Annotated in this window: 23 protein-coding genes; 15 read left to right on the top strand and 8 right to left on the bottom strand. The window is 73.3% G+C overall.

Going from position 1 to position 25,028, the window contains the following annotated elements; all coding sequences use genetic code 11:
- The first annotated feature begins 52 nt into the window (after positions 1–52).
- Positions 53–673, top strand: a complete 621-nt coding sequence (locus AC4BGE_RS14515; RefSeq protein WP_490575738.1) for a TetR/AcrR family transcriptional regulator — start codon at positions 53–55, stop codon at positions 671–673.
- Here the strand turns inward: AC4BGE_RS14515 and AC4BGE_RS14510 are convergent.
- From AC4BGE_RS14510 to AC4BGE_RS14500, 3 genes are all read right to left on the bottom strand, one after another.
- Positions 619–1,764 (bottom strand): acyl-CoA dehydrogenase family protein, encoded by a 1,146-nt coding sequence (locus tag AC4BGE_RS14510; RefSeq protein WP_490575737.1) that lies wholly within the window; start codon positions 1,762–1,764, stop codon positions 619–621. The genes AC4BGE_RS14515 and AC4BGE_RS14510 overlap by 55 nt on opposite strands.
- Before the next feature lie 10 nt (positions 1,765–1,774).
- On the bottom strand, positions 1,775–2,926 hold the full coding sequence (locus tag AC4BGE_RS14505) for an acyl-CoA dehydrogenase family protein (protein ID WP_490569399.1): 1,152 nt from the start codon (positions 2,924–2,926) through the stop codon (positions 1,775–1,777).
- A 73-nt stretch (positions 2,927–2,999) separates the two neighbouring features.
- The gene (locus AC4BGE_RS14500) at positions 3,000–4,289 is read right to left on the bottom strand and encodes a cytochrome P450 (RefSeq protein ID WP_490575736.1); all 1,290 of its coding nucleotides are present in this window, start codon (positions 4,287–4,289) and stop codon (positions 3,000–3,002) included.
- Positions 4,290–4,410: 121 nt separating this feature from the next.
- Between AC4BGE_RS14500 and AC4BGE_RS14495 the strand changes: the two genes are divergently transcribed.
- A complete protein-coding gene (locus tag AC4BGE_RS14495; RefSeq protein WP_490575735.1) occupies positions 4,411–6,108 on the top strand; it encodes an ABC-F family ATP-binding cassette domain-containing protein in 1,698 nt (565 codons plus the stop codon).
- 33 nt (positions 6,109–6,141) lie between these two features.
- On the opposite strand, the gene AC4BGE_RS14490 is transcribed toward AC4BGE_RS14495, so the two are convergent.
- Positions 6,142–7,404, bottom strand: coding sequence for a S1C family serine protease (locus AC4BGE_RS14490; RefSeq protein ID WP_490575734.1), 1,263 nt, complete (start codon positions 7,402–7,404; stop codon positions 6,142–6,144).
- A gap of 124 nt (positions 7,405–7,528) precedes the next feature.
- On the bottom strand, positions 7,529–8,863 hold the full coding sequence (locus AC4BGE_RS14485) for a citrate synthase (RefSeq protein WP_490569395.1): 1,335 nt from the start codon (positions 8,861–8,863) through the stop codon (positions 7,529–7,531).
- 309 nt (positions 8,864–9,172) lie between these two features.
- Here AC4BGE_RS14485 and rplM point away from each other — a divergent pair, with 309 nt between their 5' ends.
- The 3 genes from rplM to glmM are packed head-to-tail and all read left to right on the top strand — an operon-like array spanning position 9,173 to position 11,532.
- Positions 9,173–9,616 (top strand): 50S ribosomal protein L13, encoded by a 444-nt coding sequence (gene rplM / locus AC4BGE_RS14480; RefSeq protein WP_490569394.1) that lies wholly within the window; start codon positions 9,173–9,175, stop codon positions 9,614–9,616.
- 27 nt (positions 9,617–9,643) lie between these two features.
- Positions 9,644–10,156 (top strand): 30S ribosomal protein S9, encoded by a 513-nt coding sequence (gene rpsI, locus AC4BGE_RS14475; RefSeq protein ID WP_490569393.1) that lies wholly within the window; start codon positions 9,644–9,646, stop codon positions 10,154–10,156.
- 8 nt (positions 10,157–10,164) lie between these two features.
- Positions 10,165–11,532, top strand: coding sequence for a phosphoglucosamine mutase (gene glmM, locus AC4BGE_RS14470; RefSeq protein ID WP_490575733.1), 1,368 nt, complete (start codon positions 10,165–10,167; stop codon positions 11,530–11,532).
- A 336-nt stretch (positions 11,533–11,868) separates the two neighbouring features.
- Here glmM and coaA read toward each other — a convergent pair whose 3' ends face one another.
- Positions 11,869–12,822 (bottom strand): type I pantothenate kinase, encoded by a 954-nt coding sequence (coaA, locus tag AC4BGE_RS14465; RefSeq protein WP_490569390.1) that lies wholly within the window; start codon positions 12,820–12,822, stop codon positions 11,869–11,871.
- 44 nt (positions 12,823–12,866) lie between these two features.
- On the opposite strand from coaA, the gene glmS reads away from it, so the two are divergent.
- The 9 genes from glmS to tsaD are packed head-to-tail and all read left to right on the top strand — an operon-like array spanning position 12,867 to position 21,892.
- Entirely contained in the window at positions 12,867–14,711 is a 1,845-nt protein-coding gene (gene glmS, locus AC4BGE_RS14460) for a glutamine--fructose-6-phosphate transaminase (isomerizing) (protein ID WP_490575732.1), read from the top strand.
- A 10-nt stretch (positions 14,712–14,721) separates the two neighbouring features.
- Complete coding sequence (locus tag AC4BGE_RS14455; protein ID WP_490569388.1) at positions 14,722–15,075, top strand: holo-ACP synthase; 354 nt, start codon at positions 14,722–14,724, stop codon at positions 15,073–15,075.
- 1 nt (position 15,076) lies between these two features.
- Positions 15,077–16,525 carry an NAD(P)H-hydrate dehydratase gene (locus tag AC4BGE_RS14450; RefSeq protein WP_490575731.1) on the top strand — a complete coding sequence of 483 codons (1,449 nt, stop codon included), beginning with the start codon at positions 15,077–15,079 and terminating at the stop codon, positions 16,523–16,525.
- Entirely contained in the window at positions 16,518–17,696 is a 1,179-nt protein-coding gene (alr, locus tag AC4BGE_RS14445) for an alanine racemase (RefSeq protein ID WP_490575730.1), read from the top strand. The genes AC4BGE_RS14450 and alr overlap by 8 nt, the downstream gene beginning before the upstream one ends.
- Complete coding sequence (locus AC4BGE_RS14440; protein WP_490575729.1) at positions 17,693–18,751, top strand: alpha/beta fold hydrolase; 1,059 nt, start codon at positions 17,693–17,695, stop codon at positions 18,749–18,751. The genes alr and AC4BGE_RS14440 overlap by 4 nt, the downstream gene beginning before the upstream one ends.
- Positions 18,748–19,656: a tRNA (adenosine(37)-N6)-threonylcarbamoyltransferase complex ATPase subunit type 1 TsaE gene (tsaE, locus tag AC4BGE_RS14435; protein ID WP_490575728.1), complete on the top strand. Its 909-nt coding sequence runs from the start codon at positions 18,748–18,750 to the stop codon at positions 19,654–19,656. Before AC4BGE_RS14440 ends, tsaE begins: the two co-directional genes overlap by 4 nt.
- Positions 19,657–19,689: 33 nt before the next feature.
- On the top strand, positions 19,690–20,325 hold the full coding sequence (gene tsaB / locus AC4BGE_RS14430) for a tRNA (adenosine(37)-N6)-threonylcarbamoyltransferase complex dimerization subunit type 1 TsaB (RefSeq protein WP_490575727.1): 636 nt from the start codon (positions 19,690–19,692) through the stop codon (positions 20,323–20,325).
- The gene (locus AC4BGE_RS14425) at positions 20,322–20,849 is read left to right on the top strand and encodes a GNAT family N-acetyltransferase (protein ID WP_490569382.1); all 528 of its coding nucleotides are present in this window, start codon (positions 20,322–20,324) and stop codon (positions 20,847–20,849) included. The genes tsaB and AC4BGE_RS14425 overlap by 4 nt, the downstream gene beginning before the upstream one ends.
- A complete protein-coding gene (gene tsaD / locus AC4BGE_RS14420) occupies positions 20,846–21,892 on the top strand; it encodes a tRNA (adenosine(37)-N6)-threonylcarbamoyltransferase complex transferase subunit TsaD (protein WP_490569381.1) in 1,047 nt (348 codons plus the stop codon). The genes AC4BGE_RS14425 and tsaD overlap by 4 nt, the downstream gene beginning before the upstream one ends.
- Before the next feature lie 73 nt (positions 21,893–21,965).
- Here tsaD and AC4BGE_RS14415 read toward each other — a convergent pair whose 3' ends face one another.
- Positions 21,966–23,558, bottom strand: coding sequence for a hypothetical protein (locus AC4BGE_RS14415; protein ID WP_490575726.1), 1,593 nt, complete (start codon positions 23,556–23,558; stop codon positions 21,966–21,968).
- Positions 23,558–24,007 carry a hypothetical protein gene (locus AC4BGE_RS14410; RefSeq protein WP_490575725.1) on the bottom strand — a complete coding sequence of 150 codons (450 nt, stop codon included), beginning with the start codon at positions 24,005–24,007 and terminating at the stop codon, positions 23,558–23,560. The genes AC4BGE_RS14415 and AC4BGE_RS14410 overlap by 1 nt, the downstream gene beginning before the upstream one ends.
- Before the next feature lie 235 nt (positions 24,008–24,242).
- On the opposite strand from AC4BGE_RS14410, the gene AC4BGE_RS14405 reads away from it, so the two are divergent.
- Entirely contained in the window at positions 24,243–24,839 is a 597-nt protein-coding gene (locus tag AC4BGE_RS14405; RefSeq protein ID WP_490575724.1) for a hypothetical protein, read from the top strand.
- Positions 24,840–25,028 lie beyond the last annotated feature (189 nt).

The following is a 25,028-nucleotide window of genomic DNA, read 5'->3' as shown; positions in this document are numbered from 1 at the left end:
GCGGCCCCGGTCAGGGTTGCCGCTGACTAAGCGCTTGCTTACTATCTCTGGCATGGCCGACCCCGTCAATCCCCCCGGTACGTCCGCGCGGGGCCGCGACGCCCGGGCCAGGCTGCTCGACGCGGCGGTGCAGTCGTTCGCCGCCCGGGGCTTCCACGGCACCACCACCCGCGACATCGCCTCGGCCGCGGGGATGAGCCCCGCCGCGCTCTACGTGCACTACGCCTCCAAGGAGGAGCTGCTGCACGAGATCTCCCTGGCCGGGCACCGCACCGCGCTGGGCATCTGCGAGCAGGCGGTGGCCTCCTCGCCGGGGCCGGCCGAGCAGCTCCGCGTCCTGGTCCGCGACTTCGTCCGTCACCACGCGGCCAACAGCACCGTGGGCCGGATCGTGAACTACGAGCTCGGGGCGCTGGCGCCGGCGCACCGCGCCGAGATCGACGCCCTGCGCCACGCCATGGACGTGCTGGTCCGCGACCTGGTCCGGCGGGGGGTCCAGGACGGCGACTTCGACACCCCGGAGCCCGCCGTGACCGGGGCGGCCCTGCTCTCCCTGGGCATCGACGTCTCGCGCTGGTACGCCCCCGGCGGCTGGAGCCCCGACCAGGTCGCGGCCCACTACGCCGAGCTGGCGCTGCGCATGGTCGGGGCCAGCGGGTCCAGCCCGGGGTAGCCGTCGACGCCGGCGGCCAGCTCGGTGAGGTGTGCCTGCCCGTCGCCCAGCAGGTGGTCGAGGGCGGTGAGGTGGCTGGTGATGTTGCCGACCAGGTACTCGGCGGTCATCGCGATCCCGCCGTGCAGCTGGATCGCCTCCTGGCCGACGTGGCGTCCGGCCCGGCTGGTCTGCAGCGCCGCCCGGGAGACTGCCTCGTGGGCCAGCGCCGGGTCGCCCTCGGCCACCACCATCGTCGCCCAGGCCACGATGCTGCGGGTCAGCTCCAGGGAGACGTACATGTCGGCGGCCCGGAAGTTGAGCGCCTGGAAGGTGTTGAGCGGCACCCCGAACTGCTTGCGGCTCTTCAGGTAGGCCGTGGTGGCCTGCAGGGCCACCTCCATCCCGCCCAGCGCCTCGTGGCAGGCGGCGATCCGGCCCTGGTCGAGGACGGCCTCGACCTGCGCCGACACGTCGGCGCCCGGCTCGCCCAGCGGGGTGGCGGGGGTGGCGGAGAAGACAGCCCGGGAGGCCCGGGAGCCGTCGAAGGCCGGCCACGTGGTGCGCTCGCACGCCTCGCCGTCGACCAGGAAGAGCCCGGTCCCGCCGTCGGGCAGCGCGGCGGTCACCACCAGCTGCTCGGCGTCGCCGCCCAGCACCGGCTCCTTGGTCCCGGTCAGGGTCCAGCCCCCGTCGCCCTGCCCGTCGGCGGTGACCGGGGTGGTGCCGTCGTGGTGGGCCAGCGCCAGCCGCCGGTCCCCGGCGGCCAGCGCCCCCAGCAGCTCGGCCCGCTGTTCCGGCGTGCCGACCGCGGCCACCGCGCCGCCGCCCAGGACCACCGAGGCCAGGAACGGCTCGGGGGCCAGCACCCGGCCCAGCTCGGAGGCGACCAGGCCGACCTCGACCGGCCCGGCGCCCATCCCGCCGTCCTGCTCGTCGAAGGGGAGCCCGAGGACGCCCATCTCGGCCAGCTGCTTCCAGGTCGTCTCGTCGTGGCCGAGGTCGCTGCGCACCGTGCGGCGGCGCTCCTCGAAGTCGGCGTACTTCCTGCCGAGCAGGGCACGCACCGCGTCGCGCAGCGCGAGCTGCTCCTCGTCGTGGGTGAAGTCCATCGGATGCTCCCTAAAGTCCCAGGATCGTGCGGGCGATGATCTGTCGCTGGATCTCGTTGGACCCGCCGTAGATCGAGGCCTTGCGGTAGTTGAGGTAGACCGGCGCGGCGCGCCCGGCCCAGTGGGGGGCGTCGGTCCCGTCGACCGCGGCGGAGACCAGCGCGGCCGGGCCGGCGAGGTCGACCATCAGCTCGCTCACCGCCTGCTGGAGCTCGGTCCCGCGGAGCTTGAGCACCGAGCTGGCCGGGTGCGGGGCGCCGTCGGCGGAGTGGGCCACCACCCGCAGTGCGGTCAGCTCCAGCGCGAGCAGCTGGTTCTCCAGCTCGGCGAACCGGGCGCGGGTCAGCGGGTCCTCCAGCTGCCGGCCTGCCCGCGCCTTGGCCTGGGCGAGCATCCGCTTGACCGCCGCCACCGGCGCCACGCCGACCCGCTCGTTGCCGAGCAGGAACTTGGCCATCGTCCAGCCCTGGTTGACCTCGCCGACGAGGTTCTCGCCGGGCACCCGGACGTCGGTGAACCAGACCTCGTTGACCTCGTGGCCGCCGTCGATCAGCTCGATCGGGCGGACCTCCACCCCGGGGCTGGTCATGTCGATGAGCAGCATCGAGATGCCCTGCTGCTTCTTCACCTCCGGGTCGGTGCGCACGAGCGTGAAGATCCAGTCGCCGTACTGGCCCAGCGTGGTCCACGTCTTCTGGCCGTTGACCACCCAGTCCTCGCCGTCGCGGACCGCGGTGGTGCGCAGCCCGGCCAGGTCGGAGCCGGCGTCCGGCTCGGAGAAGCCCTGGGACCACCAGATGTCGAGGTTGGCCGTCGCCGGGAGGAAGCGCTCCTTCATCTCGGTGGAGGCGAACTGCGCCAGCACCGGCCCGATCATCGAGGTGTTGAAGGGCAGCGGTAACGGGACGCCCGCCCGGACCATCTCCTCGTGCCACAGGTGGCGCTGCAGCTCGGTCCAGTCCCGGCCGCCCCACTCCTGCGGCCAGTGCGGCACGGCGAGCCCGGCGGCGTTGAGGGCCCGCTGGCTCACCCGGATCATCTCCGCGCTCACCTCGTGCCCCTCCAGGACGGCGGACCGGATCTCGCCGGGCACCTCCCGGACGAACGCGGCGGCCATCTCCTCCCGGAACGCCTGATCCTCCGCGGACAGCTCCAGCCGCATCGCGACCCCTCTCGTGTGTGGAGCCACCATCATCGCTGGGCGCCCCACCCACGGCCATGGGCACAGCGCCCAATCAGGCCAGTCGCACCGGGAGGCTCTCGACGCCGTACACGATGGAGAGCTCGGTGAATCGCAGCTCCTGCGTCGGCGCGGTGACCCGCAGGCCGGGGAAGCGCCGGGTCAGCGCCACCAGGCCGGTGCGCAGCTCCATCCGCGCCAGCTCGGCGCCCACGCAGCGGTGCAGGCCGTGGCCGAAGGCGAGCTGCCCGCCGGGCGGCGCGAGCGGGTCGAAGGAGGCCGCGGTGGGGCGGTGGGCCGGGTCCCGCCCGGCCCCGGAGAGCGAGACCACCACTAGGTCGCCCTCGGCCATCGCGACGCCGCCGACGGTGACGGCCCGACGGACGAACCGGGGGAAGGCCAGCTGGACCGGGCAGATGTAGCGCAGCAGCTCCTCCACGACCGCGTCGACCTGCTCGGCCGTGCCGGTGCGGATGAGCTCGTGGGCGACCGGGTCGCGGGAGAGCACGTAGGCGCTCAGCGAGAGCATGCTGGCGCTCGTCTCGTAGCCCCCGATGAAGACGCCGTCGGCGAGGCCCCCGATCTCGACGTCGTCGAGCTCGTGCCCGTGCTCTGCCACCAGCGAGGCGAGGAGCCCGTCGGGCAGGAAGGGGTCGCGGCGCTGCCGGGCGACGGTGTCGATGAGGAACTGCCGGGTCCCGGCCGCGGCGTCGAAGGAGCCCATCCCGCCCGCCGCGAGGTCGAACCGCGCGCTGCCGCGGCGCTGGAACTCGTCGCGGTCGACCTCGGGCAGCCCCAGCAGCTCGCAGATCACCCGGAACGGGACGGCGAAGCCGAACCTGGAGACGAGGTCGACCTCGGGGCCGTGGGCCGCCATGTCGTCGAGGCACTCCTCGACCACCCGGGTCACGGCCTCGTCGAGCCGGGCCAGGCGGCGGCGGGTGAACTCGGGGGTCAGCACCCTGCGCAACCGCGTGTGCTCGGGGGCGTCGGTCATCCCGAGCCCGCCGATCTGCTCGGCGGGGCTCCTGCCCTGACGGCCGAAGAGGTAGCGGACGTCGTTGCCGAAGGCGTCGGCGTCGCTCAGCACGGTCCGCGCCGCCTCGTGGCCGGTCACCAGCCACACGTCGGTGCCCAGCAGCCGGGTCAGTCGGGTGACCGGGCCCTTGGCCCGGGCCCCGGCCAGCGCCGGGACGGGGTCGAGCCCCTGGCGCTGGAGGGGGTAGCGCCAGGCCTGGGGGACGCGACGCAGGGAGGACATGTCGAGGCCACCGCTGCGCCGTCCGGCGAGGCGCACCGCGGTCCGTCGCACCCGGGTGCGCATCGAGGTCGGCGATACGGTCATGACAGAAGTGCACCTTATCTCGGTCGATTCTGCCTCCGGTGCCCCCCTGATGGACACCTGAGGAAGGTCGGGGGGGGAACCGAGATGACCGGAGCCGCGTGCGCGGGGGATGATCCGGGGCATGGGTCATGTCGACGTCGCAGGCATCAGGTACGAGCTGCCCGACGGGCGGGTGCTGCTCGACGACGTCTCCTTCCGGGTGGCCGACGGCGCCAAGGTCGCCCTCGTGGGTGCCAACGGTGCCGGCAAGACGACGCTGCTGCGGCTGGTCACCGGGGAGCTGGCGCCGCACGCCGGGGTGGTCACCCGGAGCGGGGGCCTGGGGGTGATGCGGCAGTTCGTCGGTCACGGCGGTGCCGACGAGACCGTGGCCGACCTGCTGCTCTCGGTCGCCCCGGAGCCGGTACGCCGGGGGGCGGCGGCCGTGGACGCCTGTGAGCTGCGCCTGATGGACGTCGAGGACGAGGCGACGCAGATGCGCTACGCCACCGCCCTGTCCGACTACGCCGACGCCGGCGGCTACGACCAGGAGGTGATCTGGGACGTCTGCACGGTCAAGGCCCTGGGGGTGCCCTTCGACCGGGCCCGTCACCGCCGGCTCAGCACCCTCTCGGGCGGGGAGCAGAAGCGGCTGGTGCTGGAGTACCTGCTGGCCGGGCCGGACCAGGTGCTCCTCCTCGACGAGCCCGACAACTACCTCGACGTGCCCGGCAAGACGTGGCTGGAGGAGCGGATCCGGAGCTCGCCCAAGACCATCCTCTACGTCAGCCACGACCGCGAGCTGCTGGCCAACACCGCGACCCGAGTCGTCACCGTCGAGCTCGGGCACGCGGGCAACCAGGTGTGGACCCACCCCGGCGGCTTCGGCAGCTACCACCAGGCCCGGGAGGAACGCTTTCTGCGCTTCGAGGAGCTGCGCCGCAGGTGGGACGAGGAGCACGCCAAGCTGCGCACGCAGATGTTGATGTACAAGCAGAAGGCCGCCTACAACTCCGACATGGCGAGCCGCTACCAGGCGGCCCAGACGCGCCTGCGGCGGTTCGAGGAGGCGGGGCCGCCCACCGAGCAGCCGCGCGAGCAGCAGGTGGTGATGCGACTCAAGGGCGGCCGCACCGGGAAGCGGGCCGTGGTCTGCGAGCAGCTCGAGCTCACCGGGCTGATGCGTCCCTTCGACCTCGAGGTCTGGTACGGCGAGCGGGTCGCCGTCCTGGGCAGCAACGGGTCCGGCAAGTCGCACTTCCTCCGCCTGCTGGCCGGGGGCGGCACCGACCCCGACGTCGAGCACCTGCCGGTCGGGGACGTGCGCCCCGACCCGGTCGCCCACGCCGGCCGGGCCAGGCTGGGGGCCCGGGTCCGTCCGGGCTGGTTCGTGCAGACCCACGACCACCCCGAGCTGGTGGGCCGCACGCTGCTGGAGGTGCTGCACCGCGGCGACGCCCGGCCGGACGGCACCGGCCGGCGGGGGATGGGCCGGGAGCAGGCCAGCCGGGTGCTCGACCGCTACGAGCTGACCGGGTCGGCCGAGCAGCGCTTCGAGTCGCTCAGCGGCGGCCAGCAGGCGCGGTTCCAGATCCTGCTGCTGGAGCTGTCGGGGGCGACCCTGCTGCTGCTCGACGAGCCCACCGACAACCTCGACGTGCAGTCGGCGGAGGCGCTGGAGGCCGGGCTGGCGTCGTTCGAGGGCACCGTGCTCGCGGTCACCCACGACCGCTGGTTCGCCCGGGGCTTCGACCGGTTCCTGGTCTACGGGGCGCAGGGCGAGGTCTACGAGTCCGACGGCCCGGTCTGGGACGAGACGCGGGTGGCCCGGACGCGCTGACGATCGCGCCCGGGCCACCCGGCGTGGTGTGCCTCAGTCGGTGCTGTCGTCCAGGGTGAGGGAGACCGTCTTCTCCTCGCCGTCGCGCACCAGGGTCACCTCGACCTCGTCGCCGGGGCGGTAGGTGCGGACCGTGGCCACCAGGTCGTCGGAGCCGTCGATCTTCTCCTCGTCCACCTGGGTGATCACGTCACCCTCCTCGATGCCGGCCTGGTCAGCGCTGGAGCGGGGGGTGACCTCGGCGACCAGGGCGCCCAGGACGCTGTCCGCGTCCTCGTCGGGGGCGTTGCTGACCTGCACGCCCATCCGGGCGTGGGAGGGGGTCTCGCCGGCCGCCATCTGCTCGATGAGCGGCTCGATCTCGTCGATCGGGATGGCGAAGCCGAGCCCGATGGAGCCGCCCTGGCCGCCGAGCCCGGAGGAGGCCGTGCGGATCGAGGAGTTGATGCCGACGACGTTGCCGTTCATGTCGACCAGGGGGCCGCCGCTGTTGCCGGGGTTGATCGCCGCGTCGGTCTGGATGGCCGGGTAGGTGGTGCTGTTGCCCTGCTCGTCGGAGGCGACGTTGACCGGGCGGTCCAGCGCGCTCACGATGCCGCTGGTGACGGTCGCGTCGAGGCCGAAGGGCGCACCGATGGCGACCACCTGCTGGCCCACCCGCAGGTCGGAGGAGTTGCCGATCGAGGCCGGGACGAGGCCGGAGACGTCTTCGGCCTGGATCAGCGCGGTGTCGGTGAGCTTGTCGGCACCGAGCACCTCGGCCTCCGCGCGGGTGCCGTCGTCGAAGGTGACGGTGATGCGTCCCCCGTCGAGGGCGCCGGAGATGACGTGCTCGTTGGTCAGGATCTGGCCGTCCTCGGTCAGCACGATGCCGCTGCCCGAGCCCTGCCCCTCGGAGCCGGCGACGTCGATGCGCACCACCGAGGGCAGCACCTTGCCGGCCACCGCCTCGACGCTGCCGCTGCCGGCCTCGGGGGTGCCCTGGTCGATCACGGCGTCGGAGTCCTGGTCGCTGCTGGGGGTCGCGGCCGGGGTGTCGTCGGAGAGCCACTCCTCGTGGATGGCGGCACCCGCCACTCCGGCGAGGCCACCGACCAGCAGCGAGCCGGCCAGCAGACCCGCGACGAGGCCGCCGTTGCCGCGGCGGGAGTCACGGGGCTGGGCCACGGGCTGCGGGGGGATGGGCCGGGTGTCGTGGGCGCCGTAGGGGGACTGGGTCGGCTGCTGCTCGGTCCGGGGCTCCCGGTCGGGGTCCGGCCCGCTGCCGTAGAAGCTGGGGGGCGGTGTCTCACTCATGAGGTCAACTGTGCCCCGCAACCCCTAAAAGCGGCTGAGACCGGGCTGAGCGGACGATGTGACCCTCTCGGGTCACCGTCGCGCCCAGCCCGGTCTCAGCGGTGCTGGCGGTGTCGCTCTCGGGTCAGGCCCAGCGCTCCGACGGCGGGGCGTAGGTCAGGCCCCGGTCGCCGGTGTAGATCTGCTTGGGCCGGGCGATCTTCTGCTCCTTGTCCTGCACCAGCTCGAGCCACTGCGCGAGCCAGCCGGGGGTGCGACCGATCGCGAAGAGCACGGTGAACATCTCCGGCGGGAACTGGAACGCCTCGTAGATCAGGCCGGAGTAGAAGTCCACGTTGGGGTAGAGCTTGCGCTTGACGAAGTACTCGTCCTCCAGCGCGATCTTCTCCAGCTCCAGCGCGATGTCGAGGAGCGGGTTGGTGCCCGTGACCTCGAAGACGTCCTCGGCGGACTTCTTGATGATCTTGGCGCGCGGGTCGTAGTTCTTGTAGACCCGGTGACCGAAGCCCATCAGCTTCTCGTCGCCGTTCTTCACCCCGGCGATGAAGTCCGCGATGTTCTCCTTCTTGCCGATCCGGCGCAGCATCCGCAGCACCGCCTCGTTGGCGCCGCCGTGCAGCGGCCCGAAGAGGGCGCCCACGCCGGCCGCGACGGCGGAGTAGGGGTCGACCTGCGTGGAGCCGACGGAGCGGACCGCGTTGGTCGAGGCGTTCTGCTCGTGGTCGGCGTGCAGGATGAACAGCGTGTCGAGCGCCTTCACCAGGCGCTCGTCGGCGTGGAAGCTCTTCTCGCTCATCTTGAACAGCATCGAGAGGAAGTTCTCGGTGTAGCTCAGCTCGTTGTCGGGGTAGACGAACGGCTTGCCCTGCGCGTGGCGGAACGACCAGGCGCCCAGCGTCGGCATCTTGGCGATCATCCGGACGATCTGCATGTGCCGGTTGTCGCCGTCGGCGATGTTGCGCGCGTCGGGGTAGAAGGTGGAGAGCGCGCCCACGGAGGCCATCAGCATCCCCATGGGGTGGGCGTCGTAGCGGAAGCCCTCCATGAACGACTTCACGTTCTCGTGCACGAACGTGTGGTAGGTGATCTCGTGGACCCAGTTCTCGTGCTGCTCCTGGGTCGGCAGCTCACCGTGGATGAGGAGGTAGGCCACCTCGAGGAAGCTGGACTTCTCGGCCAGCTGCTCGATGGGGTACCCGCGGTACTCCAGGATCCCCTTGTCGCCGTCGATGAAGGTCACCGCGCTGCGGCACGAGGCGGTGTTGACGAAGCCGGGGTCGTAGGTCGCCAGCCCGGGCTGGTCGTCGCCGAGGCGGATCTGGCCCAGGTCCGCGGCGCGGATGGTGTTGTCGGTGATCGCGAGGTCGTACTCCGCACCGGTGCGGTTGTCGCGCACGGTGAGGGACTCGTTGGATGCGCCGGCGGTGGCCGGGGCATCGGTGGCCGGTGCGTCGGTCACGTCGGCTCCTTAGCACGTATTGTTCACGTCGTAGGTCCTGTCCAACCTAGTCCTCAGGTCCGCACCCCGTTAAGCCGGGGTCCGCTGTTCGGAGGGCCGAGCGGATTTTGCCGCCGGTCCCGACCCTGCGTAGACTCGCTCGTCGCGACTCCTGCCGCGCCCGGACCGTCCCGACTGGTCCTGGTGCAGACCCGGACAGCCCACCGTGCACCACCTGGTGGCAAGCCGGGCAGTGTTCGTCAGAAGCCGCGGCTCCACCACCGCCCAGGACGCCTCCTGGTCGGACCTACGAACGAGAAGGTTCTCGCCGTGCGTACGTACAGCCCGAAGCCCGCTGACATCCAGCGCGAGTGGCTCGTCATCGATGCCACTGACGTGGTCCTGGGACGCCTCGCCGTCCAGACCGCCAACCTCCTGCGGGGCAAGCACAAGCCCACCTTCGCACCGCACATGGACATGGGTGACTTCGTCATCATCGTCAACGCGAGCAAGGTGGCCCTGTCCGGCAACAAGAAGGTCACCAAGATGGCCTACCGCCACTCCGGCTACCCGGGCGGTCTCTCCGCCACGCCGTTCGGCGAGCTGCTGGAGAAGGACGCCCGCAAGGCGATCGAGAACGCGGTCTGGGGCATGCTCCCCAAGAACCGGCTCGGCCGCCAGATCCTGAAGAAGCTGAAGGTCTACGCGGGTCCCGACCACCCGCACGTGGCCCAGCAGGCCAAGCCGTACGAGATCTCCCAGGTCTCCCAGTAATTCTCCAAGGACGAGTGAGGAACTACCGTGGCTGAGACCACCGAGAACAACCCGACCGAGGTCGAGGAGACCTTCGAGACCAACGAGCAGGGCGTCGCCTACAGCTCCGAGTCGGCCCCCTCGGCCGACGCGCCGCTGCGTCCCGCGACCATCGCCCCCGCGCAGGCCACCGGCCGGCGCAAGGAGGCCGTGGCCCGCGTCCGCATCGTGCCCGGCACGGGGGAGTGGACCGTCAACGGCCGCACCCTGGACTCCTACTTCCCCAACAAGCTGCACCAGCAGGTTGTCAACGAGCCCTTCACCAACCTGCAGCTCGAGGGCCGCTTCGACGTCATCGCCCGGATCCACGGCGGCGGCATCACCGGCCAGGCCGGCGCGCTGCGGCTGGGTGTGGCCCGCTGCCTCAACGAGATCGACGTGGAGACCAACCGCCCGTCGCTCAAGAAGGCCGGCCTGCTGACCCGCGACGCCCGCGTCATCGAGCGCAAGAAGGCCGGTCTCAAGAAGGCCCGCAAGGCACCGCAGTTCAGCAAGCGCTGATCCTGCCTGTGGAGTCTGGTTCGAAGCGACTCTTCGGCACCGACGGGGTCCGGGGCCTGGCCAACGGTCAACTGACCGCTGAGCTGGCCCTGGACCTCTCGGTGTCCGCGGCGCACGTCCTCGTCGAGCTCAAGCAGTTCGAGGGCGACGACGCGGCCCGGCCGCTGGCCGTGGTGGGCCGTGACACCCGGATCTCGGGTCAGTTCCTCGAGGCCGCCGTGGTGGCCGGACTGGCCTCGGCGGGCGTCGACGTGCTGCTCCTGGGCGTCCTGCCGACCCCGGGCGTCGCCTACCTCACCTCGGCCCTCGGGGCGGACCTCGGCGTCATGCTGTCGGCCTCCCACAACCCCATGCCCGACAACGGCATCAAGTTCCTGGCCCGTGGCGGCCACAAGCTCGACGACGCCATCGAGATGGCCATCGAGCAGCGGATGGGCGAGTCCTGGACCCGCCCCACCGGCGCCGGCGTCGGCCGGGTGCGGGTCCACGAGACCGCCGTCGAGGAGTACGCCCACCACCTGGTGGGCACCCTGGAGACCCGGCTCGACGGGCTCACCGTCGTCCTGGACTGCGCCGAGGGCGCGGCGTCCGCCGCAGGTCCCCGCGCGCTGGAGGCGGCCGGCGCGACGGTGATCGCGATCCACGCCGACCCCGACGGCACCAACATCAACGACCGGTGCGGCTCGACCCACCTGGAGTCGCTGCAGGCCGCCGTGGTCGAGCACGGGGCCGACGCCGGGTTCGCCCTCGACGGCGACTCCGACCGCTGCCTGGCCGTCGACCACGAGGGCAACGTCGTCGACGGCGACCAGCTGCTGGCGATCCTGGCCCTGTCGATGCGCGAGCGCGGCCTGCTGGCCCGTGACACGGTGGTCGCGACCGTGATGAGCAACCTCGGCTTCGTCCAGGCGATGCGCGAGAACGGGGTCGGGGTGCGCCAGACCAAGGTCGGCGACCGCTACGTGCTGGAGGCGATGAAGGTCTCCGGCTACACCCTCGGCGGCGAGCAGTCCGGCCACGTGATCCTCAGCGACTACGCGACCACCGGCGACGGCATCCTCACCGCGTTGCACGTGATGGAGCGGATGGCCAGCACCGGGCGCTCCCTGGCCAACCTCGCCGCGGTGATGGTGCGGCTGCCGCAGGTGCTGGTCAACGTGCCCGACGTCGACAAGTCCCGCGCCGACGACGACGCGGTCCTGGCGGCCGCCGTCGCGGAGGAGGAGGCGCTCCTCGGGGACCGTGGCCGCGTCCTGCTCCGCCCCTCGGGCACCGAGCCGCTGGTGCGGGTGATGGTCGAGGCGCCCTCGGCCGACGAGGCCGACGCCGTGGCCCACCGCCTGGCCGACGTCGTACGCCGCCAGCTCGCTCTCTGACCCTCGCTCACGCCGACCCTCGCTCACGCGGGGGACCCGCTCACGCCGACCCTCGCTCACGCCGGGGGACGTCATCGCGGTTGGTCGCGGGGGCAGCCACCTCTGATGACGTCCGGTGGATCGCTCCGCGCCCGAACGCTGCGAGGGAGCTGCGGAGGGAGCGGGGTGCGGGGGCTGAGGACGGCGGCGGATGTGCCCGCCGCACGGACGGCGGGAGGGTGGGGCGCATGAGCCGGCCCGAGAGACCGCCCGCACCCGGCAGCACCGCACGGACGGCGGGGTGGCCTTCGCCGTGGCGATGCCTCCGGTGGTCACGGTGCTGCTGTGGCCGGTGGGTCAGAGCTTGCGCAGCCGCACGTAGCGCACCGAGTGGTCGACGTCCTTGCGCAGCACCAGGGTGGCCCGGCTGCGGGTGGGCAGCACGTTCTGCTGGAGGTTGGGGCCGTTGATGGTGTCCCAGATGCGGCGCGCCTCGGCCCCGGCCTCCTCGTGGGTGAGTGCGGCGTACTTGCTGAAGTAGGAGCCCGGGTCGCGGAAGGCGGTCTCGCGCAGCCGCAGGAACCGCTCGACGTACCAGCGACGGATGTCGGAGGTGGCGGCGTCCACGTAGACGCTGAAGTCGAAGAAGTCGCTGACCGCCAGGCCGGTGCGGCCGTCGTCGCGGACCCGGGCCGGCTGCAGCACGTTGAGTCCCTCGACGATCACGATGTCGGGACGCTTGACCACGACCCTCTCCTCAGGCACCACGTCGTAGACGAGGTGGGAGTAGGTCGGCGCCTCGACCTCGTCGCGACCGGACTTGATGTCGACCACGAACTTCAGCAGCGCCCGGCGGTCGTAGGACTCCGGGAACCCCTTGCGCTGGAGCAGGCCGCGCCGCTCCAGCTCGGCGTTGGGCAGCAGGAACCCGTCGGTGGTCACCAGCGCCACGTTGGGGTGCTCTGGCCAGTGGGCCAGCATCTCCTGGAGCACCCGGGCGGTGGTCGACTTGCCCACCGCCACCGAGCCGGCGATCCCGATCACGAACGGCGTGCGCGGGGGGTGGCGGCGGTGCAGGAACGCCTCCTGCTTGCGGTGCAGGCGGCCCGCGCTCTCGACGTACATCGAGAGCAGGCGGGAGAGCGGCAGGTAGACCTGCTCGACCTCCCCGAGATCCAGGGAGTCGCCGAGGCCGCGCAGCCGGTCGATCTCGGCCGGCGAGAGGGGGTTGTCGGTGGGGGGTGCAAGGGAGGCCCAGGCAGCCCGGTCGAGCTCGACGTACGGCGAGGACTCGTCGCCGGCAAGTGACATGCGCGTCATTGTTGCAAAGGGTCGCGGCACTAGACTCACGGCCCATGTGCGGAATCGTGGGTTACGTCGGGACCAAGCAGGCTCAGGACGTCGTCCTCGAGGGCCTCCGACGCCTCGAGTACCGGGGCTACGACTCCGCCGGGGTCGCGGTGGCCCACGACGGCAACGTCGCCTCGGACAAGCGCGCCGGCAAGCTGGCCAACCTCGAGAAGGTTCTCCAGGAGACGCCGCTGCCGGCGTCGACCACCGGCATCGGGCACACCCGCTGGGCCACGCACGGCGCGCCCAACGACGCCAACGCCCACCCCCACCTGGGCCGGCGACGCCGGCTGGCGGTGGTGCACAACGGGATCATCGAGAACTTCGCCCAGCTTCGCCTGGAGCTGGAGGCGGCGGGGCACGAGATGCTCTCGGAGACCGACACCGAGATCGCGGCCCACCTGCTCGAGCTCGAGGTGGAGGCCGGCGCCGACCTGACCGTGGCCATGCAGCGGGTCTGCCGCCGGCTCGAGGGCGCCTTCACCCTGGTCGCCCTGGACGGCCAGGACCCCGAGCGGGTGGTGGCCGCGCGCCGCAACTCGCCGCTGGTGGTGGGCCTGGGCGAGGGGGAGAACTTCCTCGGCTCCGACGTGGCGGCCTTCATCGAGCACACCCGCGAGGCCCTGGAGCTCGGCCAGGACCAGGTGGTCACCATCACCCGCGACGGGGTGGAGGTCTCCGGCTTCGACGGCAGCCCGGCCCAGGGCGTCCAGTACCACGTCGACTGGGACCTGACCGCCGCCGAGAAGGACGGGCACGACTGGTTCATGCGCAAGGAGATCTTCGAGCAGCCCCACGCGGTCGCCGACTCGCTCCTGGGACGCCGCGACGTCGACGGCCTGCTCCAGCTCGACGAGATGCGCCTTTCCGACGGGGAGCTGCGCGAGATCGACAAGATCATCATCATCGCGGCCGGCACGTCCTTCTACGCCGGCATGGTGGCCAAGTACGCGATCGAGCACTGGACCCGGATCCCGGTCGAGGTCGAGCTGGCCAGCGAGTTCCGCTACCGCGACCCGATCCTGACCCACTCCACCCTGGTGGTGGCGATCAGCCAGTCCGGCGAGACCGCCGACACTCTCCAGGCGATCCGGCACGCCCGGGTGCAGCGCTCCAAGGTGCTGGCGATCTGCAACACCAACGGCTCGACCATCCCGCGCGAGTCCGACGGCGTCATCTACACCCACGCCGGGCCGGAGATCGGGGTGGCCTCCACCAAGGGCTACCTGACCCAGCTGGTCGCCTGCTACCTGCTCGCCCTCTACCTCGCCCAGGTCAAGGGCACCCGCTACGGCGACGAGATCGGCGAGGTCCTCGACCAGCTCGACGAGATGCCCGCCCACATCCAGACCGTGCTCGACCTGCACGAGCAGGTCTACGCGCTGGCCGCCGACCACGTGGGCACCCGCTCCGTCCTCTTCCTCGGTCGGCACGCCGGCTACCCGGTGGCGCTGGAGGGGGCGCTGAAGCTCAAGGAGCTGGCCTACATCCACGCCGAGGGGTTCGCGGCCGGCGAGCTCAAGCACGGGCCGATCGCCCTCATCGAGGAAGGCCTCCCGGTGCTGTGCGTCGTGCCGCCCCGGGGCCGTGACCAGCTGCACGACAAGATGCTCAGCGGGATCCAGGAGGTCCGGGCGCGCGGGGCCCGGACGATCTGCCTGGCCGAGGAGGGCGACGAGTCGATCACGCCGTACGCCGACGAGCTGATCAGGCTGCCCCGGGTCCCGGTGCTGCTCCAGCCGCTCGTCGCGGTGGTGCCGCTCCAGCTCTTCGCCTGCCAGCTGGCCACGCTGATGGGCCATGACGTCGACCAGCCCCGCAACCTGGCCAAGTCCGTCACGGTCGAGTAGGGAGGCTGCGGTGGGGGTGATCGGGGTCGGCATCGACGTCGCCGACGTGGCGCGGTTCGAGACCTCGCTGCAGCGCACCCCCGGTCTGCGCGAGCGTCTCTTCACCCCCGCGGAGGCGACCCGGCCGCCGGCCTCGCTGGCGGCCCGCTTCGCCGCGAAGGAGGCGCTGGCCAAGGCGCTGGGCGCGCCGGCGGGGCTTGCCTGGCACGACGCCGAGATCGTCTCGGAGGAGACGGGCCGTCCGCGCCTGGAGATGCGCGGCTCGGTCGCCGCGCGTGCCACCGAGCTGGGGGTGGACCGGGTCCACGTCTCCCTGACCCACGACGCCGGGATCGCCTCCGCCGTCGTCGTGCTGGAGGGCTGAGGTGCGCGCCGCCCACCCGGTCGCCGACGTGCGGGCGGCGGAGGCGACGCGGCTGGCCGCACTCCCCGAAGGCGCCCTGATGGCCCGGGCGGCGGCGGGGCTGGCGGCCGCGCTGACCCGGTTCCTGGGCGGCGCCTACGGTCGCCGGCTGGTGCTGCTGGTGGGGCCGGGCGACAACGGCGGCGACGCCCTGTGGGCCGGCGCCGCTCTGGCGCGGCGCGGTGCGCAGGTGTGGGCGGTCCCGCTGGCCGAGCGGATCCACCCCGCGGGACTCGCCGCCCTGCGGGCGGCCGGGGGACGGCTGCTGGAGCCGGCTGCCCTGGCCGGACCGGTCGCCCGCGGCGAACGGATCGACGTGGTCGTCGACGGGATCGTGGGGATCGGCGGTCGGCCGGGGCTGCGGCCCGACGCCGAGGCCGCTCTGCGCCTGCTGGCCGGCGTCCCGGCGGTGGCCGTCGACGTCCCCTCCGGAGTCGACGTCGACACCGGCGAGACGCCCCTGGCCCACGTGCGGGCGACCCTGACGGTCACCTTCGGGACCTTCAAGCCGGCCCACCTCGTCGACCCCGCGGCGTCGGCCTGCGGCGCGGTCGAGCTGGTCGGGCTCGGGCTCGACCTGCCGGCGCCGGCGCTGGAGGAGCTCGAGACGGCCGACGTGGCGGCGCTGCTGCCGGTGCCCGGTCCGCACGCCCACAAGTACACCCGCGGCGTGGTCGGGGTGCGGGCCGGCTCCGCCGCCTATCCCGGGGCCGCCCTGCTCTGCGTCGCCGGAGCCTCCTGCGGACTCGCCGGCATGGTGCGCCACGTCGGCCCGGGCCCGGTGGCCGACCGGGTCCGGCAGGCGTTCCCCGAGGTGGTCGGGGCCGGGCGGGTCCAGGCCTGGTGCGTCGGCTCCGGGGGAGGCGACGAGGCGGCTGCCACCCTCGCCGCGACCATGGAGGAGGCGGCCGCGGGCTCGGTGCCCGCCGTCGTCGACGCGGACGCGCTGGCTCACCTGCCCGACGCGCTGCCCGGGTCGCTGCGGGGCCGGCTGGTCCTCACCCCGCACGCCGGGGAGCTGGCGCGGATGCTCGGGGTGGGGCGCGAGGAGGTGGAGGCCGCCCCGCTGCGGCACGTCCGGGAGGCGGCCTCCCGCTGGCAGACCCCGGTGCTGCTCAAGGGCCGGCGGACCCTGGTCGCCGAGCCGGGCGGGCGGGTGCGCAGCAACGCGACCGGGACACCGTGGCTGGCCACCGCCGGGGCGGGCGACGTGCTCACCGGGATCATCGGCGCGCTGCTCGCCGCTGGTCTGGACCCCTTCGACGCCGCCTCGGTGGGCGCCTGGCTCCACGGTGCCGCCGCGGAGTCCGCCACGGGCGGGGGACCCCTGCGCGCCAGTGACCTGGCTCACGCGGTGCCGAGCGTGGTGGAGCGGCTCGTGCGCGGGTGGGAGAATAGAGGGCATGACTGAGCCGACGAGCCCGGCGCGCGCCGAGATCGTCGTCGACCTCGAGGCCATCGGCCACAACGTGACCCTGCTGCGGCGTCACGTGGCGCCCGCGGCGTTCATGGCGGTGGTCAAGGCCGACGGCTACGGGCACGGGATGATCGAGGTCGCCCGCACCGCCCGCCGGGCGGGGGCCGACTGGCTGGGGGTGGCCACCCTCGACGAGGCACGCGCGCTGCGGGCCGCGGGCGACGACGGTCCGGTGCTGTGCTGGCTCGCCGTGCCGGGCGAGGAGTACGACGACCTCGTCGCGGCCGCGGTCGACGTCACCGCCTACTCCCAGGCCCAGCTGGAGGAGATCGCCGCGGCCGCGGCGCGCGTGGGAGTCACCGCGCGGGTCCAGCTCAAGATCGACACCGGCCTGCACCGGGGTGGCGCCACCCCCGCCGAGTGGCCCGGGCTGGTGGCGGCCGCGCGCGCGCTCGAGGTCGACGGCCGGGTCCGGGTGACCGGCATCTGGTCGCACCTGGTGGCCAGCGACGAGCCCGACCACCCGGCCAACGCGGCGCAGCAGGCGGTCTTCGCCGAGGCCCTGACCGTGGCGAAGCAGGCGGGCCTGGAGCCGGAGGTGCGCCACCTGGCCAACTCGGCCGCCGCCCTGCTGGACCCCGGCACCCGCCACGACCTGGTGCGGTGCGGCCTGGCCGTCTACGGCCTGGACCCCGCGCCGGGCCACACCGCCCGGCGGCTGCCCGACCTGGGCCTGGTGCCGGCGATGACGGTCCGCGGCCACCTCGCGATGGTCAAGGAGGTGCCGGCGGGCTCCGGGGTCTCCTACGGGCACACCTGGGTCGCCGAGCGCGACACCACGCTGGGGCTGGTCCCGCTCGGCTACGCCGAGGGCGTGCCGCGGGCGGCCAGCCCGGGCGCCGAGGTATGGGTGGCCGGCCGGCGCCGCCCGTTGCGGGGGCGGATCTGCATGGACCAGTTCCTCGTCGACCTCGACGGGGAGACCCCCGCCGCGGGAGAGCCCTTCGTGCTGCTGGGCCCGGGCGCCGGCGGCGAGCCGACCGCCCAGGAGTGGGCGGAGGCGATCGGCACCATCAGCTACGAGGTGGTCACCAGGATGGGCGGGCGCCTGTCGCGCCGGCACGTCGGTGGCCCCGTGGACGAAGGGTGCGAGGAGACGTCGTGAGCATCGGCCGGCGAGCGTGGGGGGTCGCGGCGGGCGCGCTGGGAGTGGCAGCGGCCGGTGGCGCGGCCCGGGTGGTCCGTCAGCAGCGGCTGATGGCCTGCGCGGGTGCGGGTGACGACGTCGCCCTGGGGGAGCTGCGCTCCCCGAGCCTGCGCGTGGTCGCCGACGACGGGGTCGACCTGCACGTGGAGGTCGACGAGCCGGCCAGCCACCTGGAGCCGGACCTGACGGTGGTCTTCGTCCACGGCTTCACCCTCAACCTCGACGCCTGGCACTTCCAGCGCGCCGCCTACCGGGGCCTGGTGCGCACGGTCTTCTACGACCAGCGCTCCCACGGCCGGTCCGGGCGCTCGGCCGGCGAGAACTGCAACCTCGAGCAGCTGGGCCGGGACCTGCGCCGCGTCGTGGAGACCACCGCCCCGGGACCGGTCGTGCTGGTGGGCCACTCGATGGGCGGGATGAGCATCATCTCGATGGCCCAGCAGTTCCCCGAGCTGTTCCGCGGCAAGGTGGTGGGCAGCGCGCTGATCGCCACCACCGCCGGCGGCCTGGACCCGGGGCGGGTGCTCTTCCCGATGGTGCCGCTGGGCCTCGGCGGCCGCGCCGTCAGCCGTGCGGTGCGTGTCCTGGACCGCGGGCACCTGGTGGTCGACCGGCTCCGGGCAGCCGGGCACCGGGTGGCGCAGGTCGTCATCGACAGCTACTCCTTCGGCGACGACGTGCCGCGCAGCTACGTGGACTTCATCTACAAGATGATCGACAGCACGCCGTTCGAGGTGGTCGCCGACTTCTACCCGACGTTCGCCACGCTGGACCACTTCGAGCACCTCGAGACGCTCTCCCAGGCGCCGTGCTCGATCATCTGCGGGACCGAGGACCGGATGACCCGGCTGGGGCACAGCCGCAAGCTGCACTCCCGGATCCATGGCTCCGACCTGTTCGAGGCGGTCGGCGCCGGCCACATGGTGATCCTCGAGCGCCACGACGACGTCAACCGTGAGCTCGACCAGCTCTTCGGTCGGGCCGCCCTCGCGGCCCAGGAGCGGGACGCATGAGCGGCGGGGGCTCCGGGCTGTCGGTCGAGCGGGTCGGGCCGGAGGCCGCGCGCGAGGTGCACGAGGTGGTGCGGGCGGCGTTCTCCGCGCGTCCGGACCTCGACCCGCCGGCCGAGGCGCTCGCGGAGACGGCGGAGAGCATCGCCGAACGGCTCCGGCGACGGCGCGGCGTGCTGGCCCGGCTCGACGGCCGCCCGGTGGGCGCCGTGCTCCTGGACCCGCGGGACGAGACCCTCTTCCTGCGCCGTTTCGGCGTCGTTCCCGGCGAGCAGGGGCGAGGGGTGGCCAGGGCGTTGCTGACCGAGGCACGAGCCGGGGGCGTGGCCCAGCAACGGCTCTGCGTGCTGGCCCGCCCGGAGCTGCCGGAGACCGTGGCCTTCTGGGAGGCGCGAGGCTTCACCCGCTGCGGCGGCCGGGCGCCGTTCGTCGAGCTGGAGGCCGAGCTGCCCGGGACTCACCGGGTCGCCGACGGGGAGCAGATGCAGGAGCTCGGCCGCCGCGTCGGGAGCCTGCTGGAGGCCGGCGACGTGCTCGTCCTCAGCGGCGAGCTGGGGGCCGGCAAGACCACCTTCACCCAAGGGCTGGCCGACGGGCTGGGCGTGCGCGGCGGGGTCACCTCCCCGACCTTCGTGATCGCCCGGGTCCACCCGTCCCTGACCCACGGGCCGGACCTGGTCCACGTCGACGCCTACCGGCTCGGCGGGCTGGAGGAGCTCGACGACCTGGACCTCGACGCGTCGCTGGACGAGGCGGTGACCGTGGTGGAGTGGGGCGAGGGCCTGGCCGAGGTGCTGGCCGAGCGGCGGCTGGAGGTGCGGATCACCCGCGCGCTCGCCGACGACGTCGCGCGCGGCGAGGACGAGGCCGACCCCCGTCAGGTCAGCCTGAGGTGGGTGCGCGGCTGAGCGCGGGAGCGGCCGGCGGGTAGCCTCGGCTCCGTGCTGCTCGCCTTCGACACCGCCACCCCGCTGGTCACCGTCGCCCTCCACGACGGCGCCGAGGTGGTGGCCGAGCGGCTCTCCGAACGGCCGATGAAGCACGGCGAGCAGCTGGCCCCGCTGATCGAGGCGGTGCTGGCCGACGCCGGTGCCGTGCGCCAGGACCTCACCGCGGTCGCGGTCGGCGCCGGCCCGGGTCCCTTCACCGGCCTGCGCGTCGGCCTGGTCACCGCCCGCACCTTGGGATACGTGCTCGAGGTGCCGGTCTACGCCGTGTGCACCCTCGACGTCCTAGCCGTGGAGGCTGTCGAGACGGGGGCCGTGACGGGGCGCTTCCTGGTGGCCACCGACGCCCGCCGCAAGGAGGTCTACCTCGCCTCCTACGAGGACGGCGCCCGGGTCGAGGGGCCGGTGGTGACCAAGCCGGCCGAGGTGGCCACCGCCCTTCCGGTCGTGGGCGAGGGGGCCCACCTCTATCCCGAGGCGTTCGGCCACCGGGTGGGGCCCACGCGCCCCAGCGCGGGATGGCTGGCCCGGGTGGTGACCGAGGAGAGGGCCGAGCTGCTCGACCCCGAGCCGCTCTATCTCCGCCGCCCCGACGCGGTGGCCCAGCACGCCCCCAAGCCCGTCTCGTGACCCGGGGTGGCGAGACCCCCGACAGTGCCGGTGGTGTCCGGACCAGGCCCTACCGGGCCGACGACCTGCCGGCGGTGGCCGAGCTGGAGGGCGAGCTCTTCGGGGCCGACGCCTGGGGCGCGGCGGCCTGGCAGGAGCTCGTCGACACGCCGGGACGTCGGGCCTGGGTGGCGCACGGGCCGGACGGCGAGGTGGTCGGCCACGCGCTGACCGGGCTGGTCGGCGACTTCGCCGAGCTGCTGCGGATCGGCGTCCGGGCGGACCGGCAGCGCGGCGGGGTCGCGACCCGCCTGCTGGAGGTCGCCGTCGAGGCGGCCCGCCGGGACGGGGCGTCGCGGATGCTTCTGGAGGTCAGCGCGGTGAACGACCCGGCGGTGGCCTTCTACCGCCGCCACGGCTTCGCCCGGATCGACGTGCGCCGCCGCTACTACCGCGACGGCGCGGACGCCCTGGTCCTGGAACGGGCGCTGGGGGAGGCGGCCGAGGTGGCGCAGCCGCGGGGATCGGAGAGGATGGAGCCATGAACGACGGGCCACTGGTGCTGGGCATCGAGACCTCCTGCGACGAGACAGGGGTGGGCATCGTGCGGGGCCACACCCTGCTCGCCGACGAGGTGGCGAGCAGCGTGGAGGAGCACGCGCGCTTCGGCGGGGTGGTGCCCGAGGTGGCCAGCCGTGCCCACCTCGAGGCGATGGTCCCGACGCTGGAGCGAGCCTGCGAGCGGGCCGGCATCCGGCTCGACGACGTCGACGCCGTCGCGGTGACGAGCGGGCCCGGGCTGGCGGGGGCGCTCCTGGTCGGGGTCGCCGCCGCCAAGGCGCTGGCGCTGGGGCTGGGCAAGCCGCTGTACGGCGTCAACCACCTGGCCGCGCACGTGGCGGTCGACCAGCTCGAGCACGGCCCGCTGCCGGAGCCCTGCCTGGCGATGCTGGTCTCCGGTGGGCACTCCAGCCTGCTCAAGGTGGAGGACGTCACCACCGGCGTCGACCCGCTCGGCGCCACCATCGACGACGCGGCGGGGGAGGCCTTCGACAAGGTGGCCCGGCTGCTGGGCCTGCCGTTCCCCGGGGGTCCGCACATCGACCGGGCCGCTGCCAGCGGCAACAGCGTGGCCATCGACTTCCCCCGGGGCCTCACGGCGCGGCGGGACCTGGAACGCCACCGGTACGACTTCTCCTTCTCCGGGCTCAAGACCTCCGTTGCCCGCTGGGTCGAGGCCAAGCAGCGGGCGGGGGAGACGGTCGACGTGGCGGACGTCGCCGCGTCGTTCCAGGAGGCCGTCTGCGACGTGCTGACCCGCAAGGCGCTGGATGCGGCCGTGACCCACGGCATCGAGGACATCCTCATCGGCGGCGGGGTCGCGGCGAACTCGCGACTGCGCGCGATGGCCGTGGAGCGGGCGACGGCCAAGGGGATCAGGGTCCGGGTGCCGCGCCCGGGGCTGTGCACCGACAACGGGGCGATGGTGGCGGCGCTCGGCGCCGAGCTGGTGAGCCGGGGGAGGGCACCCTCGTCGCTCGACCTCCCTGCGGACTCCAGCCAGCCCATCACCACCGTCGTGGCCTGAGGACGCCGACACCCCCGGACCCGTGCGGGTCCGGGGGTGTCGGCACCACCGGTGGGGCTCAGCCGGCGTCCGCCTACTCCAGGACGCCGGGAGCGACCCCGTCGTCGTCGAGCCAGTCCTGCTCGGTCATCAGGTGCTCCTGCTCGCGGCCGTCCTTCTTCCGGCCGCCGCGCTGGCTGCCGGCGGCGCCCCCTGCTGCGCCGCGGGCTCCGGCTCCGGCGGCCCCGGCACTGCGGGCTCCGGCTCCGGGGGCCCCGGCGCTGCGGGATCCGGCTCCGGGGGCCCCGGCGCTGCGGGCTCCGGCTCCGGCGGCACCGGCGCTGCGGGATCCGGCTCCGGCGGCCCCGGCACTGCGGGATCCGGCTCCGGCGGCCCCGGCACGGGCGGCGCCTGTCCCACGGGAGGTACCTGTCCCACGGGCGGCTCCTCCGGCGGCACCTGCCCCCCGGGCGGCTCCTCCGGCGGCACCGGCGCGGGAGACCGGTGACCCACCACCGGCCGCGCCACCCCGGGCGGCACCGGGCGCACCGGCCCGCGCGGACGTCGAACCCGCCGCACCGGCGGTCGGGCCGCGCCCGAGCGTGGCACCCCCCGCGGTGCGGGTGGAGGACCCGATGGGCCGCACGTGGCCGGCTGCGGCGCCGCGGGCGCCGGCGCCCGCGGCAGAGCCCGGTGCCCCGCCGAGGGGCGCGGCGATCGGCGACATCGCACCCCCGCCACCTGCGGCGTGAGGCGATCCGGCACCGGGCGCTACGCCGGCCCCGAGGCTCCCTGGGGTCCCGACCGGCCCGCCGCCGGGGCCGGCCTCACGACCGCCGATGCCTGGCTCGAGCGAGGTGCCCCGCGGGGGCACCTCCGGGATCGGGGGCCGTGGTGGTGTCGGCTCGTGGGGCGGGCGGGGCTTCTCCTCGTTGGGGCCCTTCTCCTCCTCGTGCTCGTTCTCCTCCTCGTTCTCGTGCTCGTTCTCGTGCTCGTTCTCGGTCTCCTCGGTCTCCTCCTCCGGAGGGTTCGGCTCGCGCGGGGGCAGCTCGAAGATCTGCCCGCCCGGCCCGCCGTGATCATTGGGGAGAGGCGGGTGCGGACCGCCGCCGGGCAGACTCGGGTCGCCGGGGCCTCCCGAGCCCGACGGGAAGACCGGGTCGGGCTCACCGTGGATCTTCTTCATCACGTCGGTGGCCGCCGCGAAGTCCTCGTTGAGGCGCTGCAGGGCCTTGGCCGCAGCCGCCTCCTGGGCCTGGGAGGCCTTGTCGAACGCGTCGACGTCGTTGCCGTGCGCGATCTCCTTGTTGAGTGCGGTCTCGGCGTCCCAGGTCGGGTCCGGGACGAACGCGTCGGGAGGAGTGGGTGGGTTCTTCTTGAGCTCCTCGTGGACCGAGCGGGCGTGCTCGAGGGCGTCGCGGGCCTTGGCGAGTGCCTTGTGGCCCTCGCGGAGGATGTCGGCCCGCGCCAGCATGTCCTCGGCGGTCTTCTCGAACGCGGCCCGGACCGCCTCGCCGGTCTTCATCATGGGCAGGTCGGCCATCGCGGGCGCCATGGCCGCGAGCTTCTTGGCGACGTCCTCAAGACCCCGGGCCTTCTTCCGCCAGTCCCGGGCGGCGTCCCAGACGACCTCCTCCTTGGCGCCGTCGACGGCCTGTTTCAGGTTTGCGCGCTGCGGGCCGGTCATCAGTCGTCACCCGGGCCGCAGGAAGCGTCGAGGTCCCGGCCGGTGGCGGAGGTGAAGTTGGGCGCGTCACAGCTGTCCACCTTGTTCTTGAGCACCAAGGCGTCGGTGGTGACGTTGTCCTCGGCCTGGCCGAGGAGCTTGCCGCTGTCGATCAGGCCTTCGCGGTACTCCCGGAGGCCCGTCGAGAGCTGGTTGAGCTGCTTGAGCACGTTCTGCTGTGCCTTCTGCCCGTGGGTGCCGAGGTTGGCGCCGGCCCACGAGCCTCCGAAGTGGCTGGGGTCGAAGCGCGACATGTCCGAGCCCTTCAGCTCCGACGCTGCGGTCTCGAGCAGCTCGAGGGCGCTGTCGACCGTCTCGACCGCCTCCTGCATCCGCTGCATGAGTGCGTACGCGGCGCCCACCGGCGCCAGCATCGGGTTGAGACCGAACACCAGCTGTTGTTGAGTCACTCTTCTCGCCCTTCCCCCTCGTGACCTGCTTCGCCGTCTATTCCCTCGCCCCGCAGGCGTAAACCTGGTTTCTTGGCGGGTGCGCCAGATCACAGGTCGGCACCGGACTCTACCGGCCACCGGTGTCGCAGGACGAGCGCCGACGCCGGCCTGGGGTGTGCCCGCGCTAGGGTCTGGCCTCTTGTCGGGCGGTCGTGGAGAGGGTGTGGCGGAAGTGCGCTCAAGGCTCGGGTTGGTGGCGTGTGCCTGCGTCTCGGTGCTGGTGCTGACCGCGTGCGGCGGCGAGGACGGGCAGGCGTCCCCCGGCTCCCCGGGACCCGAGGCCCCGTCGTCGCCGGCGGTCGGGACGGAGGCTCCCGAGGAGACTCCGAGCCAGGAGGAGGAGCCGAGCGTTCCTCTTGCCTCCGGAGACCTGATGGAGTTCGACGTCCTCGAGGTGCGCGCCCCTCGCGGGTGGGTGCTGGACGACGACCAGTTCAGTGAGCAGACCGGCGCGACGCACCCCGAGCTGGACGGATTCATCGGCCTGACGGTCGCCGACGACGTCCTGGTGGAGCTCGGGAGGGAGCCCATGTCGCTGGACGAGCTGGCGGAGCTCGACCTGGGGCTGATCCCCGAGCCCCACCAGGTGCGTCGCAGGGAGAACGTCGAGCTGGACGGGGTGGAGTTCTACCGCCTCTCCGGCCAGCGGCGCGGCGAGTGGACGGACGTCTACGGCACCAACCGGGAGGGCAAGACGGTGATGCTCAGCATCGACTTCCGCCACAAGGTGCCGGAGAAGGAGCGACGTCGGGTGGTGGCCTCGGTGCTGCCCACCCTCAAGTGGCGCTGATTGGCCGCTGATTGGCCACTGATTGGCCGCCGTGCCGCCGCTGGGAGTGTGAGCGGGGTCTCGTCCCCCGTTCGGCGTATCTGGTAACGAGCGTAGTAGATAACTACTACAGTACGTAGTAGTTGACGAGCCGGAGTGGGCCGGACGTCCGAACACCTCATGAATGGAGTGGCGAGATGCGTGCAACGC

It is taken from the genome of Nocardioides sp. Z50_6, from assembly GCF_058215755.1.
Note: the sequence above shows the minus strand (reverse complement) of the source record. Positions and strands in the feature narration are given on the sequence as shown.